Raw genomic sequence first — 17,556 nt, forward strand, 5'->3', positions numbered from 1 at the left:
AAAGAAATAATCATGGAGACGCTACCGGACCTGCTTGCCCGTGAGCGGCGATCGCCGACGGCGGCAGTGCGATTTCTGGCGACTGATCGTGAGATGAGCTATCGAGATTTCATCACGACTGCCTACAAGTCCGCGAACGTGCTGCGATATCTCGGGGTAAGCGAGGGTGCAACGGTCGCGATCGATCCCCGTCCGGCCCCAGAAGCACTCCTCGCGTTTTTTGGTGCTGCACAACTCAGCGCAGTCGCGACATTCGATCTTGCGAGTTCGTCTCCGCGGGTTGTGCTTTCGCACGTCGATCGTGAGGCTGACTTCGACGTCGAACCGGGGACACGACTCGCGGTGTACAACGGACCACCGACCGACTCTGCGACAACCCACTGGGAAGCAGAAGTGTGGAGCGAAAATCCAGCAACACCACCCAGCGATGCGACACCGGATACTCCGGTTCTCGTCGGCGAGGATTCGACGTACACCCACGGAGCTCTCCTTTCGGCTGCAAGTGATGTCGTCGACACACTCGAGCTAACCGCTGACGAGACGCTTGCCGTGTTGACGCCGTTCAGCGATCCCCGAACGATCGCCGCAGGGGCGATTGCCGCCCTCTCGGTCGGCGCGACTGCAGTCTTTGTCGGCGACCGACAGGCAGTCGACGACGTCGATAGAGCAACCCTTGAGAGATCTGACGCCATCATCGCGGACCCAAACTCAGATCACCCCACGTTCGGGATCGATCGAGCCTATGACATCTCCGACAGTCCGCTCAACTCGTAGCACCTTTCGGGCGCCATCACCTCACCGTGCGGCTTTGATCGCTTCGAGCGCCTCTGGGTTTTCCATACTGGAGAGGTCGCCGGGATCCTCACCTGCGTGGGCGGCAGCGATCGCCCGACGGATTATTTTGCCGCTTTGGGTCTTGGGGAACGCCGAGACGAACAAGATCTCCTTCGGACGGAAGGGCTTGCCGTGTTCTTCACCGACGATCGAACGAAGCTCCTCACGGAGATCGTCACTGGGCTCGACACCGTCTTCTAATACAACGTAGGCAACGACCGCTGTGCCCGTCGTGTCGTCGGGCACACCGACTGCGGCGGCCTGGTTGACGGCCTCGTGGTCGATCAATACGCCTTCGATCTCTGCGGGGCCGACTTTCCGGCCGGCGACGTTGAGCGCATCGTCCGCACGGCCGTGGAGGAACCAGAAGCCGTCCTCGTCTTGTTGTGCCCAGTCGCCGTGATCCCACAAATCCCTCCACGTGCTCCAGTATTCCTCGAGGTAGCGATCGTCACCGGACCAAAGCGATTTTGACATCGACGGACAGGAGTCCCGCGCGACGAGGTAGCCCCGCTCGTGGCTTTCGCGGATACTGTTCCCGTCTGCGTCGACGATGTCAATGTCCATTCCGAGTCCTGGTCCACCGAGGGTGCACGGCTTCAGCGGCTGGGTCGGCATCGGCATCAAAAAGCAGCCGCAGATCTCTGTGCCGCCGGAGATGTTGATGATCGGCGCCTCCCTGCCTCCGACGTGCTCGTAGAACCACATCCAGGACTCGGGGTCCCACGGCTCACCGGTCGATCCGAGCAACCGCAGGCTCGACAGATCGTGGCCCTCCAGGATTGAATCACCGTGTTTTCGGAGTGCCCGGATCGCAGTTGGCGAGATTCCAAACGTCGTAATTCCGTGGCGATCGATCATTTCGAAGAGCCGATCCGGCCGCGGATAGTCTGGTGCCCCCTCGTACATGAGTACCGTGCCGCCGAAGGCATGATTGCCGATGAGTGTCCACGGCCCCATCATCCAGCCGATGTCTGAGAGCCAAAAGAAGCGATCGTGTGGCTTTTGATCGAAGCCGAAGTGGATCTCCTTTGCACATTGTGTGAGTACCCCTGCGTGGGTATGAACGATCCCCTTCGGCGTGCCCGTTGTTCCGGAGGAGTACAACAGCATGGACTCGTGATCCGACGGGACTGATCGTGTTTCGAACGCGTCCGATTGGCTCCCGACAGCGTCGTCCCACCACACGTCCCGATCGTCATCCCACGGAATCTGTTCTGTCTGCTCGGTTTCGTCGCCGGTAGGCTCGTTGCCAGTGTGCTCGAGGGCGGTTCGCGAGCCGAGTCGATCGTAGACGATGACATCGTTGACGGACTCAGTTGCGTTGATTGCCTCGTCTGCGGTCTCTTTCAGATACACCGGCGAGCCACGGCGGTAGAACCCGTCGCCGGTGAAAAGCACTGTACAACCGCTATCTCGGATTCGCGTTGCAACCGCCTCTGTGCCGAATCCCGAAAAGATTGGGACCGCGATCGCACCGAGCTTGAAACAGCCGTACAGGATCGAGATGACCTCCGGAACCATCGGCATATACAAGCCGACCGTATCGCCGGGTTCGATCCCTCGATCGGTGAGGGCGTTTGCGACCTGATTGGACTGGCGGGCCAACTCGTGGAAGGTAATCTCGCGGGTGTCGCCGGGCTCGCCCTCCCAGATACAAGCGACACGGTTTCGATTTGGATTGCCGGTGGCTGCGTGGCGATCGACGACATTGTGCGCAATGTTGAGCTGCCCACCTGGATACCACCGTGAAAACTGCGGTCCCTCGCTGTCGTCGCGGACGCGATCGTACGGTTCGTCGAACTCAAGCCCGAGGTATTCTGGGAGCTCGTCCCAGAACCACTCAACGCCCGACTCCTCGACACCGTCGATTCCCGGCCCACACCGCGTGAGTAACTCGTCGTAATCTGCGATGTCGTACTCTCGCATGAACGCGGTGACATTCGATCGCTGAACGAAGTCGGAATCAGGTTTGTGAACGGTCTCGTCGAATCCCTCGTAGTCACCCATACGTACTGATCGACGCGCAACCTACATAATTTTTCAGCTCTGTTCGACAGCCGGTCATGCGGTACGTCTGTCAGTGACCGGGGAACGTTTTTGCACGCGCCAGCAGTACAATTGGACATGTACGTCCGTGACGCGAAAAACCGGGACGAAGTCTGGCTGCTCGATCACATCGAGGCGATGGGACTCGACGAGGAGGCGTTTCGCTCACGAGACTATGTGATCGCAATGGACGAAGCGTCCAACGAACGCGTCGGATTCGGGCGGCTTCGGATTCACAAGGGCGATCCGGACGTGTGTGAACTCACCGGTATCGGGGTTCTCTCAGGATGGCGCGGTCAGGGTGTCGGCGCGCACGTTGTCGAGCGACTCGTGATGAAAGCCCGCGACGAGGGATTCGAACCAGTATATTCGCTTACCGACGAGGCGTCGTACCTCACCCAGTACGGTTTCGAGCCAATCGACGATGCTGACCTTCCTGACCCACTCCAGGATCGCCTGGAGACGAAGCGGGAGGCTATCGATAAAGACGTGATCGGTCTTGTGCTTGAGGGCGAGTTCGAAATGCCCGAGAGAGCTCGCGAACGGTTCAAAACAGCTGTTCGAACCGACTCTGAGAGTGATGAAACCGAAGAACGCCCCGAAGACTTTGGAATCGATCCCGACTCGGCAACCTACAAGTACGATACTGGTCGCTGACTTGGTTATCTGAGACATTCTATCTCGATCGGCAAGCACTCGATCACAAACTGCTGTCAGATCAGCGATCGTCCAGAAAATCAGTGCTGAACACAATGTAGGTCAATACCGTACAGAAGAGAATTGGTGGTAACAACAAAAACCCCCACAGCGGTTCAAGCCCCCAGCTGAGAATAAGCACGACGTTTCCGAGTCCCAAAAGCAAAAACGGCAGCGAGTACAGCGCGGCCCGGCGGCGATTCCGCCCGGAATCGATCACCTCGGAGGGAGGATGCTCGTCGGCGTTGTCGGCGTCGTTCGTGGCGGCGACCATACCGTTTGTACGATCGGAGTGGGTAAAAGCAGCCGGGATCACGTCGGTTCGTCGGCGTGGGTGTCAAACTGAGCGGCGAACGCGACCACGCCAAACAGTACGATGAGCACTGTCGTGGTCGCAGCCATCGCGTACCCCGCGACCCAAAGCGGTGTCATCGGCACGGCAAACAGGTTGAACACGACGAGCTCTGTCACTTGATCGGCACCCAGCGCGCCAACGAACAGCCCGAGAATTCCGGCGGTCAGGACGACTGAGATACCGACCATGATGAGGATTGTCCGCCCTCGCATGCTCGGGGCGTCTGCGTCGGAGGGGCGATCGTCCGTCGCGGACTCGGTCTCAGTTTCGGTCACACGTGCTGTACGAGCGGCATTCGCTTGGCCGTTTCCCTTCGACTTCTCCACATCCCGACCGTGGCTCTTCGGTGCGGGAGCCGAAACCTACTCGGCGATCGCCACCGAGTTGCTCGTATGGTCGATTTTGACGAGTTGATCGCGGCCGCTCGCGGCGTGTTGTCGGATGCGTACGTCCCGTACTCAGAGTATCGCGTCGGAGCCGCACTCCAAACCGCTGACGGAGACGTCTACACCGGCTGTAACATCGAGAACGCCAACTACTCGAACAGCCTCCACGCGGAGGAAGTTGCCCTCGCGGCGGCGATCACCGACGGCCACCGCGAGTTTGCAGGCCTCGCAGTTACCTCCGGCGTCCGTGACGGCGTTACCCCGTGTGGGATGTGTCGGCAGTCGCTTGCAGAGTTCTGTTCGGCGGAGATGCCGATCGTCTGTGACCTCGGTGGGGACGATCGCGCGGAGTATACCCTCGGCGAACTACTGCCGAACACGATTTCGCTCGAAACGCTTCAGGATGCAGAATCCGTCCGCGATACGTAGTCCGATAGCAATCGACGCGACAGACATTTGTTCTGGCGTTGAGAATCCCGAAATCATGCCCGGAGACAGCGAAGACCCGAACGCGGACGTGCAGTACCATATCGAACTTTCTGCGGGTGACGTTGCGGACACTGTGTTGTTACCGGGAAATCCCGAACGTGTCGATAAGGTCACCGCACTCTGGGAGAAGGCCACCGAGGTGGCACATCACCGTGAGTACAGGACCGCGACAGGGACCTACGACGGCGAACCGATCTCCGTTACCTCTACCGGTATCGGCAGTCCGTCGGCGGCGATCGCTGTCGAGGAACTCGCCCGTGTCGGCGTGGACACCTTCATCCGCGTCGGCTCCTGTGGTGCGATCCAGCCGGAAATGGCCGTGGGCGATCTGGTCATCACCTCTGGAGCCGTTAGACAGGAGGGCACAAGTAGCGAGTACGTCCGTGAGGATTACCCTGCGGTCGCGGACGGCGAGGTCGTCTCCGCGCTTGTCGCCGCCGCCGAACGACTCGGCTACGACTACCACGTTGGGATCACAATGAGTGCTGACAGCTTCTACGCCGGACAGGGTCGGCCGGGATTTGCGGGATTTACTGCGGCGGGCAGTGATCGGCTCGTCGAAGAGCTTCAGGACGCCAACGTTGCAAATATCGAGATGGAGGCAAGTGCCATCCTGACGATCGCGAATCTCTATGGATTGCGTGCGGGGGCAGTCTGTAGCGTCTACGCGAACCGCGTAACCGGCGAGTTCCGCACCGAGGGCGCCTCCCGTGCAGCCGAAACCGCGAGCCTCGCGACGAAACTGCTCGCTCGGATGGACGCGATCAAAGCCGAGGCAGGCGTCGATCGGTGGCACGCCGGGCTATCAATCGAATAGCCCACGTGGGGTCGATTTGTGACCAAGGCGGTTCCAAAGGCGATTTATCCCTTCGTTGCGCATACGAACACATGAGCGATCATGTCGTTGTGATAGGCGCTGGCTATGCGGGTGCTGGCGCGGTCAAATCGTTTGAAGAACACGTTGAGCCAGATGAGGCACAACTTACGTGGATTTCTGAACACGACTACCATCTCGTCCTCCACGAGGTCCACCGTGCAATTCGCAAACCAGGGGTCGAATCTGAGATCGCGATCCCCGTCGACGAGATCAAATCCGATTCGACGAACTTCATCCGCGATCGCGTCGTCGGGATCGACACCGACGAGCGGACGATCGATCTCGAAGACGAGGACGTTCCCGTTGAGTACGACTACCTGCTCGTTGCTGTCGGCAGCGGGACTGCCTTCTTCGGTATTGAGGGCCTCGAAGACTACTCCTTGACGCTCAAAAGCCTCGACGATGCGCGAGCGATCAACGAGTCGATTCGATCGGCTGCAGCCGACGCAACCCAGAGCGATCCCGCAGAGGTCATCATCGGTGGGGCCGGCTTGTCGGGAATCCAGACTGCCGGTGAGATCGCTGAGTACCGCGACGATAACCGCGCACCGATCAACATCAAACTGGTTGAGGGACTGGACGAAATCTTCCCCGGACAGGACCCAGAGGTCCAGGGTGCGCTCAAAAAGCGGCTCCTCGAACGAGATATCGAGATTCTAACTGGCGACTTCATTTCTGCGGTTGACGAGGACGCCATTCACATCGGAGACACTGAACTCGACTACGACGTGCTTGTCTGGACCGGTGGCATTACCGGCCACGACGAACTCGCAGACGCGGCTGTCGACAAGGACGAACGATCGAACCGAATTTTTGCCGAGTCGGACTTCCGGACGAGCGACGATCGCGTCTTCGCAATTGGCGACTCAGCGCTGATCGATCAGGGGACCGACGAGGTCGCGCCGCCGACCGCACAGGCTGCCTGGCAGGCTGCTGACGTGGCCGGTGAGAACCTCGTTCGAGCGGTGCGCGGTGCACCGCTGAAGTCCTGGAAACACACAGACAAAGGGACAGTCATCTCAGTCGGAGATGACGCAGTTGCTCACGATGTGGCGTTTGTTCCGATCAACACCTTCGGTGGACCGGCGGCGAAACTCCTGAAAAAGACGATCGCAACCCGATGGATCGCGGATATTTCCTCTGCCAAACGAGCCGCCGGTGCGTTCGGCGACATGTAACTGTCCCCGGGTAGATTGTTTTAGTGTGCTGGCTCTTCGGCTGGCGCTTCCATGTCGTCGATCTGGAGGATGAGGATGTTGTTCGTATCGTCTTTGCCATCAAGTGTACCGGTGATGACGAGTTTCGACAATGGTGTCGGCCCAACGACAACGGTATCTCCTTCGTGGAAATCACGGACCGATCCCTGCAGGTGGATCTCGGCACGGCACAGTTCAGGATGGTGGACGCTTGAGAGATTAATTTCTTCGACGTTCGCGTTTTTGACTTCCGCTCCGTCGTGATACATCGGAACGAACGCCGGCTCATCCATCTGTTGGACATCGAGGGCTTCGTAGGCGTTTGCTGTTGGCTTGTAGCCGCCTTTTGGCCCCGGAACACCCTCAACGAGTTGGAGTGCTTTCAGACTCTGCATCTGGTTTCTGATCGTCCCGGGGTTTCTGTTCACCTCTTCGGCAATGTCTTCGCCCTTTACTGCATCTTCGGTCTCACGGTGTAAGTTGATAAGTGCCGTAAGGATCGTTTTTTGACTCGATGTGAGCTCAATGGATGACATAGCGAATCGTTCGTGAGGAACGTTCTTAAAGGCGATGGAAGATCGACCTGGTTTCCAATTAGTATAGAGACATATATAGAATTCACACGTTGTCTTCGACAGTGTCTGTACGAGAACAAACAATGTAAGTATCACCGGTCGGACCGTCCGGTATGTCCAGACAGGTCAGGATCATCGGCGCACCAACCGACTACGGCGCGAACCGACGTGGTGTCGACATGGGGCCTTCGGCGATCCGCTACGGTGGACTCGCCTCTCGACTGCGCGAAGCTGGCGTCGAACCGATCGACAGCGGCGATCTTCTCGCGCCCCGTGCAGAGGAGCGGGATCCAGATACTACCCAGCCGCCCGCTGGCCAAGCGAAGTTCCTCAAAGAGACCGCCGACGTTTGCTCGCGGCTCGCAGACGAGGTCGCAAACACACTCGAAGAAGGTGCCACGCCGCTGGTACTCGGCGGTGATCATTCGGTCGCGATCGGCTCACTCCGAGGCTCGGCACGAGACGCAGATATTGGCGCAGTCTGGTTTGATGCGCACGCCGACCTCAACACACCGAAGACCTCCCCGAGCGGCAACATCCACGGCATGCCGCTGGCTGCTGCGCTTGGCATTGGTGAGTTCGCCGACACAGAGTGGGCGAATGCGCCGCGGTTTTCGGAAACGAATCTTGCGATGGTTGGGCTTCGGAGCGTGGACGCAGACGAGCGGGCGCTCTTGGCCGATCGCGGTATCACCGCCTACTCGATGAACGATATCGACACCCGCGGCATTGTCGACGTGACGAGAGCGGCACTCGAAACCGCCTGTGAGGGTGCAGACGGCGTGCATGTCAGTCTCGATCTCGACTGGCTCGATCCTAAAGAAGCCCCCGGTGTCGGCACGCCTGTCCGTGGCGGTGTTACGTATCGAGAAGCCCACGCGGCGATGGAACTGGTCGCCGAACGCGAGGAGCTTCGCTCCCTCGATCTGGTTGAAGTGAATCCGACGCTCGATCGCAACAACGAGACCGCAGCACTCGCGACCGAACTCGCCGCCAGCGCTTTCGGAAAAACCGTGCTGTGACTTGCTTGTGAGTCCAATTACTGCTCGATCGGCTCAGCTTCAATTTCGGATTCGGACTCAGCTGTGACCATCTCTCTCGGAATCACGTCGACGGATGCCACCGAATCGCCCTCACTGAGATCCATTACGATGACACCCATCGTGTTCCGCCCGACCGTCGAGATTCCTTCAACGGGCGTCCGCATGATCTGACCCGAACCACTCATTACCGCGAGGTGATCGCCCGTGCCAACGGTCTCGATCGCACACACGTCGCCGTTTCTGGCGTTCGTCTTGATGTCGATGAGCCCTTTGCCATTCCGTGACTGCACGCGATACTCCTCGATGTCAGACCGCTTCCCGTAGCCATGTTCGGTCACGGTCAATACCCAGCTGTGTCGATCAGTATCGACGGCCGCGACACCAGCGACGGTGTCGCCGCCGGTGAGCGTGATTCCCCGGACCCCACGGGCGCTTCGACCCATCGGTCTGACCTCTGACTCGTCGAAGCGGATTGCCATCCCTCCGGCGGTTCCGATGACCAGCGTCCGATTGCCTGTCGTCACCTCGACGTCAACCAGTTCGTCGTCGTCCTCCAGTCGGAGCGCACGGATTCCGGTCGAGAGGATGTTCTGGAACTCCGACACCCCGGTTCGTTTGATGTACCCGTCGCGGGTCACCATGGTGAGGTACCGATCGCCATCGATCTCGTCGGCTTCAAGCTCTTCGCAGTTTACGACCGCTGCGAGCTCTTCGTCATCATCGAGATCGAGGAGGTTGACCGCGGACTTCCCGCGGGCCGTTCGCGACATCTCTGGGATCTGGAAGGCCCGGAGCTTGTATATCTGGCCCTTGTTGGTGAAACAAAGCAGGTAGTCGTGGCTGTTGGCAACGAAGACCGAGGAGACGGTATCATCTTCTTTGAGATCGGTCCCGATGATCCCCTTGCCGCCGCGATTCTGCGCGCTGAATCTCGAAAGCGGCATCCGCTTGATGTAATCGCCTGCAGAAAGCGTTACCACGACATCCTGTTCGGGAATCAAATCGGCGTGTGCGACCGATCCGGTGTCCTCGATGAACGCGGTCCGACGTTCGTCGGCGTATTCGTCTCGTATTTCCCGGAGTTCGTCTTTGATCACGCCGAGCAGCTCCGACTCGTTGTTGAGAATTTCGGTGAGTCGTTCGATCGTCGCCTGCACGTCCTCGTACTCGGATTCGATCTCTTGGGCCTCCATCGAGGTGAGCGAACCGAGCTGCATCGAGACAATGTGATCGACCTGCGCTTCCGAGAAGTCAAACGCCTCCCTGAGGGCCAGCTTTGCGTCATCGCGATCCTCGGCATCCTGGATCAACTCGACGACCTCCTCAACGTTATCGAGCGCGACTAACCGACCTTCGAGAATGTGGGCGCGGTCTTCGGCGGCCTCGAGATCGTACGCCGATCGTCGTCGAACGACCGCTCGGCGGTGCTCGAGGTATTCTTTGAGCGTCTCTTTGAGGTCGAGTACCTGCGGCGTCCCGTCGACGAGCGCGAGATTGATGACGCCGAAGGTCTTCTCGAGGTGGCTTTCGAGCAGCTGGTTTTTGACGACCTCGGCCATTGCACCCTGTTTGAGTTCGACAACAACCCGGATGCCATCCCGATCGGACTCGTCACGGAGGTCGCGAATTCCCTCGATCGCACCCTCGGTTACGTCGTCTGCGATCCGCTCGATCATCCGCGCTTTGTTCGCCTGATATGGGAGCTCCGTAATGACGATCTGTCCGGCTTCCTCGTCCACCTCGAATTCAGCGCGGACACGGAGACGCCCGCGCCCCGTCTTGTACGCTTTGTGAACCCCGTTCCGGCCGACGATATTCGCTCCCGTCGGGAAATCTGGCCCCTTGACGTGGGCCATGAGGTCTTCGATCGTACACTCGGGATTGTCGATCAGGTGGATCGTCGCGTCGATCACCTCGCCGAGATTGTGTGGCGGGACGTTCGTCGACATCCCGACCGCGATCCCCGAGGAGCCGTTGACGAGCAGGTTCGGAATCGCCGAGGGGAGCACCGCCGGTTCGGTCAACCGATCGTCGTAGTTCGACTGGAAGTCGACGGTGTCTTTTTCGATATCTGCGAGCAGTTCCTCGGCAATGGGCGACATCCGCGCCTCGGTGTAGCGCATCGCTGCCGGCGGATCGCCGTCGACGGAGCCGAAGTTGCCCTGCCCGTCGACGAGCGGATACCGCATCGAGAAGTCCTGTGCCATCCGCGCCAGCGTATCGTAGATTGCGCTGTCGCCGTGCGGGTGGTAATCACCCATCGTTTCCCCGACGATCGAGGAGGACTTACGGTGACTTGAGCCGGCAGTGACGCCCGACTCGTGCATCGCATAGAGGATCCGCCGGTGGACGGGCTTGAGCCCGTCGCGCACGTCCGGCAGCGCTCGCCCCGCGATGACGCTCATCGCGTAGTCGATGTACGACTGCTCCATCTCGTCTTCGATTCGTGCGGTTTCGATCCGCGCGGCCGGTGCGTCTTCTGTCGGTGTGTCTGGTAGTTCTGAGCTCATTCGTCGCGCTTAGATTTAGATATCGACCCACTCGGCGTCGGTGGCGTGGTCTTTGATGAACTGTTTTCGCGGCCCGACCGCATCGCCCATCAGCACGGAGAACATGCGATCGGCCGCCGCGGCGTCCTCGATCGTGATCCGTTTTAAAATTCGGTTTTCGGGATCCATCGTGGTCTCCCACAGCTGGTCAGGATTCATCTCGCCGAGCCCCTTGAACCGCTGGACCTGTGTGGGGTTGCCGTTGCACTTTTCTTCGACGATCCGATCGCGCTCGGCCTCGGTCATCGCGTCGTAGGTGTTGCCACGGTACCGAATCCGGTACAGCGGCGGTTGCGCCGCGTAGACGTACCCTGCCTCGATGAGCGGCTTCATGTGCCGATAGAGAAGCGTCAAAAGCAGTGTTCTGATGTGTGCCCCATCGACGTCAGCGTCGCTCATCAGGATTATTCGGTGATAGCGTGCGTCTTCGATGTCGAACTCCTCGCCGACCCCAGCACCGATCGCCGTGATCAACGCTCTGACCTCGTTGTTTTCGAGGATGCGATCGAGGCGGTGTTTCTCGACGTTGAGGATCTTCCCGCGGAGTGGGAGAATCGCCTGATTGCGGCGATCGCGGCCCTGTTTGGCGCTGTTGTGTACAAATACCCCTGCTTCGAGCGCAAAGTTGTGCGTTTCAGGGACTTCTATGTCGTACACATCAGCTGTCTCATTGAGTCGTTCAATTGACTTGACGGCGTGATTGTGTGTTTGGACTGTTTCAGTCTTATTCTCGAATCCACCGTCAGCATACATTCTCCCTTCGAAGGCGTATCGATCGACCTGTTGGTGGGTTGATTCTTCAGATCCACGCTCTCTGGTATCGTCCAAGAGCTCCAGATAGAGCGGCATAAGCGAGTCGCCCGGAGAGAGATCCTGAGCTTCGACGTAGGAGCCATCTCTCCGCATGAACTTGTGATCGGGCGTACACCTAATCGACTCATCGTTATCCAGTGTCACCTCGACTAACGCTGCGTCTTCCTTGGTCACTCGCGGGTTACGAATCTGCTCGATACCAATCTTACCGTTGTCAGTAACTGTGTAACAGTAGTGTGTCTTTCCTGCGTTCCGTTCTGCAACCAGTTCCTCAAACGATATCGATCGGCCAGATGCAAGCGCGATCTCTGTATCACCGGTGAAACACCCCCCGGCGCTGTCGCCTTCCACCACGAACAGCTCGGACTCGCGCGGATCGCGCGATTGGCAATCCGCGAGCTTTCCGGGCAGCGACGTCGATTCGAGCGCAGACTTCCGGCGGGTGAGCTCTTCGGCCTTCTTTGCGGCCTTGCGGGCACGCGCTGCTTCGGCGGCCTTGCGGACGATCGTCCGGCCCACCTGTGGGTGCTCTTCGAAGTACGTCGAGAGGTTTGAGTGTGTTGCGCTCTCGACGATGCCGCGGACCTCGCCGTTGCCGAGTTTGGTCTTCGTTTGCCCCTCGAACTGCGGATCTGGGTGTTTGACCGAAACAACGGCGGTGAGCCCCTCGCGGACGTCTTCACCTTTGAGGTTGTCGTCGAGGTCGTCGATCAGCCCGTGTTCGTTGGCGTAGTCGTTAACGACACGCGTGAGGGCGGTCTTGAACCCTGTCAGGTGGGTGCCGCCCTCGCGGGTGTTGATATTGTTCGCAAACGCGTGGATCGATCCCTGTAGCTCCTCTGTGGCCTGCATCGCGACCTCGACGGTGATGTCCTTTTCAGCGTCTTCGAAGTAGATAACGTCGTCGTGGAGGGCGTTTTTCGTCTCGTTGAGGTACTCGACGAACTCCCGAATGCCACCGTCGTACTGAAAGACGTCTGCATCATCCGATCGCTCGTCTGTGATTTCGATCCGAACGCCAGAGTTCAAAAACGCGAGCTCGCGGAGGCGGTTCACGAGCGTCGAGTAGGCGAACTCCGTTGTGTCGAAGATCTCCGTATCGGGCCAAAACCGAATCGTTGTTCCAGTCTCCTCGTCGGGCTCCATTGGCCGCTCTTTGGTGAACGCGTCGGGCTCTGGCTCCCCACGATTGAAGCTGTGGGTCCAGACGTGGCCGTCGCGTTTGATCTCGACCTCAAGTCGTTCAGAGAGCGCGTTGACGACACTCACACCGACGCCGTGGAGCCCGCCTGAGACCTGATATGATTTGTTGTCGAACTTCCCCCCGGCGTGCAGTACCGTCATGATGACTTCGACGGCGGGGCGATCGTACTTCTCGTGTGTGTCGACCGGAATCCCCCGTCCATCGTCGGAGACAGAAACCGATCCGTCGGCGTGAACCGTCACCGAGATATCGTCACAGTAGCCCGCCAGTGCCTCGTCAATAGAGTTATCAACAACCTCGTAGACGAGATGGTGGAGGCCACGGGTATCCGTGGATCCGATGTACATTGCCGGACGCTTTTGGACGGCCTTGAGGCCTTCAAGGACCTGAATTTGTCCGGCCCCGTACTCGTTTTCTCCTGACATAGTAACGTAGAATATACTAGTTGTCCACCCGGCATAAAGCCTCGCACGCGCGGGCGCGATGACCCTACAAAAAGTCGGTGACGGCAAGGATAATTTTGTATTCTTTATAGTTCAGTTGTCGAAAGCCAAACCCGGGTTCTGTGGCGGTAACATTCAGGCGCGCGTGAGTACAAGGCCATTATATTGACCGCTCGGCGATCCGCGCACGGGTCGGCGGATACTGCTTTACTTTCGGTCCGCTGGCGGTGAGGTTTTACCCATAGGACGGAAACACCTCCGCGTATAATGACGTCCTTCCAGTCGACGCTCGGCGAGGATGCAGGGATCGCCGACGAGCTGGCCCAAAGCCAGCGGGAGATCTCCATCGCCGAGTTCTTCGAGAAGAACAAGCACATGCTCGGGTTCGACTCGGGCGCTCGCGGGCTCGTCACCGCCGTCAAGGAGGCGGTCGACAACGCGCTCGACGCGACCGAAGAAGCCGGGATCTTACCGGACATCTACGTCGAAATCACCGAGGTTGGCGACTACTATCGACTCGTGATCGAAGACAACGGCCCGGGGATTACGAAAGAACAGGTCCCCAAGGTGTTCGGAAAGCTCCTCTATGGGTCACGGTTTCACAAGCGCGAGCAGAGTCGTGGCCAGCAGGGAATCGGGATTTCGGCGGCCGTGTTGTACTCGCAGCTAACGAGCGGCAAGCCAGCAAAAATAACCAGCCGACCGAAGGGCTCTGCGGACGCTGAGTACGTCGAACTCATCATCGACACCGACACGAACGAGCCCGAGATCAAAACCGCCGAACGGACAACGTGGGATCGCACCCACGGCACCCGAATCGAACTGGAGATGGAGGCGAACATGCGGGCTCGATCGCAGCTTCGTGGCTACATGAAACACACCGCGGTCGTGAATCCGCACGCTCGTCTCGAACTCCGCGAGCCGGGGCTCGAGGAGCCGATGAAGTTCGAGCGCGGCACCGACCAACTGCCGGCCGAAACCAAAGAGATTCGCCCACACCCACACGGGGTCGAACTCGGGACGCTCATCAAAATGCTCGAAGCAACCGAGTCGTACTCTGTGTCGGGGTTCCTTCAGGGAGAGTTTACTCGCGTTGGCGGGAAGACCGCCGAGAAGGTGTTGAACGCGTTCCGCGATCGCCACTTCGGCCGTGAGCTCTCGTGGTCAGTGGCCGCTTCTCACGAGGCCGAGATCAAGGATGCGATCGTCGACGCCGTCTCGAACAAGGGCGCAGACGCAACTGAGTCGTTCGCAAGCGGCATCGTCGAGGTGCTTGGCAACCGCGAGCGGACGTGTCGATTCGAACTTGCCGAGATTGTCGACACCGTCGCCGATCGGGTCGAAGACGAAACGGGGCGGACGTTCGGTGACACTGTCAGAGAGAACGCGATCGAAGCGGCGTGGGCAGCGGTTGTCGCGTTCGACTCGGACGCTACAGTGTCAACCAACGAGGCTGTTGCGGCCAACGGCGACGCAGCCGGCGCGGACAGCGACGGCCGCGATCGGCTCACGTCAGATCTGTATGTGATCGTCGACGAAGCGACGAGCACCCGCAAGGACGATGCGGTGATCCACGGCTTCTCTGAGCGACTCGCCCGGCGACTTGACGCCGACGCTGGTGAGGAGCGCCGCTTCCGGTTCACCGCCGACGAACTCCACCGGGCGGTCGAAGACGCAGCCGATGCGACCGTCGAGTACGACGAGGTGAGTTTTGGCGATACCGCCCGCGAGAACGTTTTCGAGGCGCTCTGGGCGGTGACCCGGACAGTTCCCGACGACCTCCCGAAAGTCAAGACGGTTGCAGCCGATCGCGACACGGCGAGCCAGCTTCTCGAAGCGATGCGCGAAACCGACATCCTCGCACCGCCGACCGACTGTCTCTCTCCGATCACCGACACGCTCGTCGAAGCAGGACTCCGCAAGGAGTACGACGCAGACTTCTATGCCGCCGCGACGCGGGATGCAGAGGTCCACGGCGGCGATCCGTTCATCGTTGAGGCCGGTATCGCCTATGGCGGTGAGCTGAAATCTGAGGGCTCGATCGACCTGCTTCGGTTCGCCAATCGCGTCCCGCTCGTCTATCAGCGCGGGGCGTGTGCGTCGACCGACGTGGTCAAACAGATCGGCTGGCGCAACTACGGGCTCGACCAGCCAGGCGGCAGCGGGATGCCAAACGGGCCTGCGGTGCTCATGATCCACCTCGCGTCGACGAACGTCCCCTTCACGAGCGAATCCAAGGACGCAATCGCGAACATCCCGGCGATCGAAGACGAGATCGAACTGGCAATTCGGGAGGCCGCCCGCGAGCTAAAATCGTATCTCAACAAGCGCCGATCGATGCAAAAGCGCCGCGAGAAACAGGACGTGCTCGGCCGTATCCTTCCGGAGATGGCTGAGAAGGTCGCGGAGGTGACGGGCCGTGAACCCCCGAACATCGACGGTGCGATGGCGCGGATTATGAACAACCTCTCGGTCGATCGAGAGGTCTCCGGAACCACGGTGACACTCAGCGTGGAGAACTACTCCGATCGGGCCGAACAGCCAGAGATTACCGATATCCTCTCGGCGGAGCCGCAGGCGCTCAACGGCGACGCAAGCGTCGTCGACATGGACGGCGAGTGGTTCCTCCAGTGGTCACCGTCCGTGTCGGCTGGCGAGGAGGCATCGATCAGCTACGAGGTCCCCGAGGAGACAGATTTCGACGTGAACGTCGACGGCGTGGACGCCGAAAAACTAACCGTGAACGCCTAACACATCTATGAGCTCAGAGACACAGAACCCAAACGAGGATGCACGCGAGCAGCTGATCGACCTTGCCGCGGACTTTTATGACCAGTTCGCTGGTGGCAAGATCCCCGAATTGACCCTACCGACCCGGACAAAGCGCAACATCGAGTACGACCCGGACTCGGGGGTGTGGGTGTACGGCGATCGCACTTCAACCCGCAGCGCAAACTCGGTTCGCGGGGCCAGAAAGCTCTTGAAAGCGGTGTACACGATCGACTTCCTCGCCCAGCAACTCGACGAGGACCGCTCTTCGACCCTGCGTGAGTTGTACTACCTCTCGGAGTCGTGGGACAACACCGAGGCGCACTTTTCGGATCAAGACGAGTCGAACCAGATGATCGAGGACCTCGAGATCGTCTCGGAGGTCACCCGTGAGGATCTCCACATGCGCCCCGAGGAATCTGGGGCGACGCTCATGGGGCCGCTCCTGCTCAGAGAGCAGACCCGTCGCGGCGAACGCGAGATTCACTGTCAAAAGGACGTTGGCGAGGGCGGCTATCAGATCCCGAACAACCCCGACACGATCGAGTTCCTCGATCACGAGATCGACTTTGTGTTATGCGTCGAGACCGGCGGGATGCGCGATCGCCTCATCGAAAACGGCTTTGACGACGACTACAACTGCCTCGTCGTCCATCTTAAGGGCCAGCCCGCCCGAGCGACTCGTCGGATCACCAAACGGCTCCACGACGAACTTGGCCTGCCGGTCGTAGTGTTTACTGACGGCGATCCGTGGTCCTACCGGATCTACGGCTCGGTGGCGTACGGATCGATCAAATCCGCACACCTCTCAGAATACCTCGCGACGCCGGATGCTGCATTCATTGGGATCCAACCAGAGGACATCGTCGAGTACGATCTCCCGACCGATCCGCTGGCAGATTCAGACATCAACGCCCTCGAGTCGGAGCTGTCCGATCCGCGATTCCAGACCGACTACTGGACCGAGCAGATCGAACTCCAACTCGAGATCGAAAAGAAGGCCGAACAGCAGGCGCTGGCCTCCCGTGGGCTGGATTTCGTGACCGATACGTACCTGCCTGAGCGACTCGATGCGATGGGCGTTATCTGAAGATGAGTCGTCATTCTGAGCCAACAATGCGGAGAATCAGCGGTTATCGGCCAACCCCTACTAATGGTGTTCTGACGACTTATTCATGCATTTTCAGTTGATCACATCGAGAACCTCAAGACCTCCTCCAGTAGGTGCTGAATCTGCGTCTGCGGTGGCTGGCTAGCCTTCAACAAGACGGTGACCGT

14 protein-coding genes are annotated in these 17,556 nt (G+C 59.4%); 8 read left to right on the forward strand and 6 right to left on the reverse strand.

All coding sequences use genetic code 11. The features are described 5' to 3' along the window. The first annotated feature begins 12 nt into the window (after positions 1 to 12). A complete protein-coding gene (locus E5K03_RS08220) occupies positions 13 to 774 on the forward strand; it encodes an AMP-binding protein (protein ID WP_138006339.1) in 762 nt (253 codons plus the stop codon). 21 nt (positions 775 to 795) lie between these two features. On the opposite strand, the gene E5K03_RS08225 is transcribed toward E5K03_RS08220, so the two are convergent. Further along, positions 796 to 2,844 carry an AMP-binding protein gene (locus E5K03_RS08225; protein ID WP_138006342.1) on the reverse strand — a complete coding sequence of 683 codons (2,049 nt, stop codon included), beginning with the start codon at positions 2,842 to 2,844 and terminating at the stop codon, positions 796 to 798. A gap of 117 nt (positions 2,845 to 2,961) precedes the next feature. On the opposite strand from E5K03_RS08225, the gene E5K03_RS08230 reads away from it, so the two are divergent. Then, positions 2,962 to 3,540, forward strand: a complete 579-nt coding sequence (locus E5K03_RS08230; protein ID WP_138006345.1) for a GNAT family N-acetyltransferase — start codon at positions 2,962 to 2,964, stop codon at positions 3,538 to 3,540. Between the two features lie 61 nt (positions 3,541 to 3,601). Here the strand turns inward: E5K03_RS08230 and E5K03_RS08235 are convergent, their stop codons facing one another. Beyond that, a complete protein-coding gene (locus tag E5K03_RS08235) occupies positions 3,602 to 3,853 on the reverse strand; it encodes a hypothetical protein (protein WP_205742976.1) in 252 nt (83 codons plus the stop codon). Positions 3,854 to 3,891: 38 nt separating this feature from the next. Beyond that, complete coding sequence (locus E5K03_RS08240) at positions 3,892 to 4,209, reverse strand: hypothetical protein (RefSeq protein WP_138006347.1); 318 nt, start codon at positions 4,207 to 4,209, stop codon at positions 3,892 to 3,894. Positions 4,210 to 4,326: 117 nt separating this feature from the next. Between E5K03_RS08240 and cdd the strand changes: the two genes are divergently transcribed. The 3 genes from cdd (at position 4,327) to E5K03_RS08255 (ending at position 6,864) form a co-directional block, all read left to right on the forward strand. Next, positions 4,327 to 4,749, forward strand: a complete 423-nt coding sequence (gene cdd / locus E5K03_RS08245; RefSeq protein WP_138006348.1) for a cytidine deaminase — start codon at positions 4,327 to 4,329, stop codon at positions 4,747 to 4,749. Positions 4,750 to 4,804: 55 nt separating this feature from the next. Next, a complete protein-coding gene (locus E5K03_RS08250; protein WP_138006351.1) occupies positions 4,805 to 5,626 on the forward strand; it encodes a nucleoside phosphorylase in 822 nt (273 codons plus the stop codon). Between the two features lie 71 nt (positions 5,627 to 5,697). Then, complete coding sequence (locus E5K03_RS08255; protein ID WP_138006353.1) at positions 5,698 to 6,864, forward strand: NAD(P)/FAD-dependent oxidoreductase; 1,167 nt, start codon at positions 5,698 to 5,700, stop codon at positions 6,862 to 6,864. Between the two features lie 20 nt (positions 6,865 to 6,884). Here the strand turns inward: E5K03_RS08255 and E5K03_RS08260 are convergent, their stop codons facing one another. After that, positions 6,885 to 7,418 (reverse strand): Rrf2 family transcriptional regulator, encoded by a 534-nt coding sequence (locus E5K03_RS08260; RefSeq protein WP_138006354.1) that lies wholly within the window; start codon positions 7,416 to 7,418, stop codon positions 6,885 to 6,887. A gap of 152 nt (positions 7,419 to 7,570) precedes the next feature. Here E5K03_RS08260 and rocF point away from each other — a divergent pair, with 152 nt between their 5' ends. Then, complete coding sequence (gene rocF, locus E5K03_RS08265; protein ID WP_138006357.1) at positions 7,571 to 8,479, forward strand: arginase; 909 nt, start codon at positions 7,571 to 7,573, stop codon at positions 8,477 to 8,479. 17 nt (positions 8,480 to 8,496) lie between these two features. On the opposite strand, the gene gyrA is transcribed toward rocF, so the two are convergent. Continuing rightward, positions 8,497 to 11,010, reverse strand: a complete 2,514-nt coding sequence (gene gyrA, locus E5K03_RS08270) for a DNA gyrase subunit A (protein ID WP_138006359.1) — start codon at positions 11,008 to 11,010, stop codon at positions 8,497 to 8,499. A 15-nt stretch (positions 11,011 to 11,025) separates the two neighbouring features. Beyond that, positions 11,026 to 13,491, reverse strand: a complete 2,466-nt coding sequence (gene gyrB, locus E5K03_RS08275) for a DNA topoisomerase (ATP-hydrolyzing) subunit B (RefSeq protein ID WP_138006361.1) — start codon at positions 13,489 to 13,491, stop codon at positions 11,026 to 11,028. 285 nt (positions 13,492 to 13,776) lie between these two features. Between gyrB and E5K03_RS08280 the strand changes: the two genes are divergently transcribed. Together E5K03_RS08280 and E5K03_RS08285 are read left to right on the forward strand one after the other, a co-directional pair. Then, a complete protein-coding gene (locus E5K03_RS08280; protein WP_138006363.1) occupies positions 13,777 to 16,260 on the forward strand; it encodes a DNA topoisomerase VI subunit B in 2,484 nt (827 codons plus the stop codon). A gap of 7 nt (positions 16,261 to 16,267) precedes the next feature. Beyond that, entirely contained in the window at positions 16,268 to 17,368 is a 1,101-nt protein-coding gene (locus E5K03_RS08285; protein WP_138006364.1) for a DNA topoisomerase IV subunit A, read from the forward strand. The last annotated feature ends 188 nt before the right edge of the window (positions 17,369 to 17,556 follow it).

The sequence above is a fragment of the Halalkalirubrum salinum genome (assembly GCF_005543295.1).
Classification (GTDB): Archaea; Halobacteriota; Halobacteria; order Halobacteriales; family Haloferacaceae; genus Halalkalirubrum; species Halalkalirubrum salinum.

Coding starts and splice junctions, on each gene's coding strand:
- E5K03_RS08220 (WP_138006339.1), top strand. CDS start 13: ATGGAGACGCTACCGGACCTGCTTGCCCGTGAGCGGCGATCGCCGACG.
- E5K03_RS08225 (WP_138006342.1), bottom strand. CDS start 2,844: ATGGGTGACTACGAGGGATTCGACGAGACCGTTCACAAACCTGATTCC.
- E5K03_RS08230 (WP_138006345.1), top strand. CDS start 2,962: ATGTACGTCCGTGACGCGAAAAACCGGGACGAAGTCTGGCTGCTCGAT.
- E5K03_RS08235 (WP_205742976.1), bottom strand. CDS start 3,853: ATGGTCGCCGCCACGAACGACGCCGACAACGCCGACGAGCATCCTCCC.
- cdd (WP_138006348.1), top strand. CDS start 4,327: ATGGTCGATTTTGACGAGTTGATCGCGGCCGCTCGCGGCGTGTTGTCG.
- E5K03_RS08250 (WP_138006351.1), top strand. CDS start 4,805: ATGCCCGGAGACAGCGAAGACCCGAACGCGGACGTGCAGTACCATATC.
- E5K03_RS08255 (WP_138006353.1), top strand. CDS start 5,698: ATGAGCGATCATGTCGTTGTGATAGGCGCTGGCTATGCGGGTGCTGGC.
- E5K03_RS08260 (WP_138006354.1), bottom strand. CDS start 7,418: ATGTCATCCATTGAGCTCACATCGAGTCAAAAAACGATCCTTACGGCA.
- rocF (WP_138006357.1), top strand. CDS start 7,571: ATGTCCAGACAGGTCAGGATCATCGGCGCACCAACCGACTACGGCGCG.
- gyrA (WP_138006359.1), bottom strand. CDS start 11,010: ATGAGCTCAGAACTACCAGACACACCGACAGAAGACGCACCGGCCGCG.
- gyrB (WP_138006361.1), bottom strand. CDS start 13,491: ATGTCAGGAGAAAACGAGTACGGGGCCGGACAAATTCAGGTCCTTGAA.
- E5K03_RS08280 (WP_138006363.1), top strand. CDS start 13,777: ATGACGTCCTTCCAGTCGACGCTCGGCGAGGATGCAGGGATCGCCGAC.
- E5K03_RS08285 (WP_138006364.1), top strand. CDS start 16,268: ATGAGCTCAGAGACACAGAACCCAAACGAGGATGCACGCGAGCAGCTG.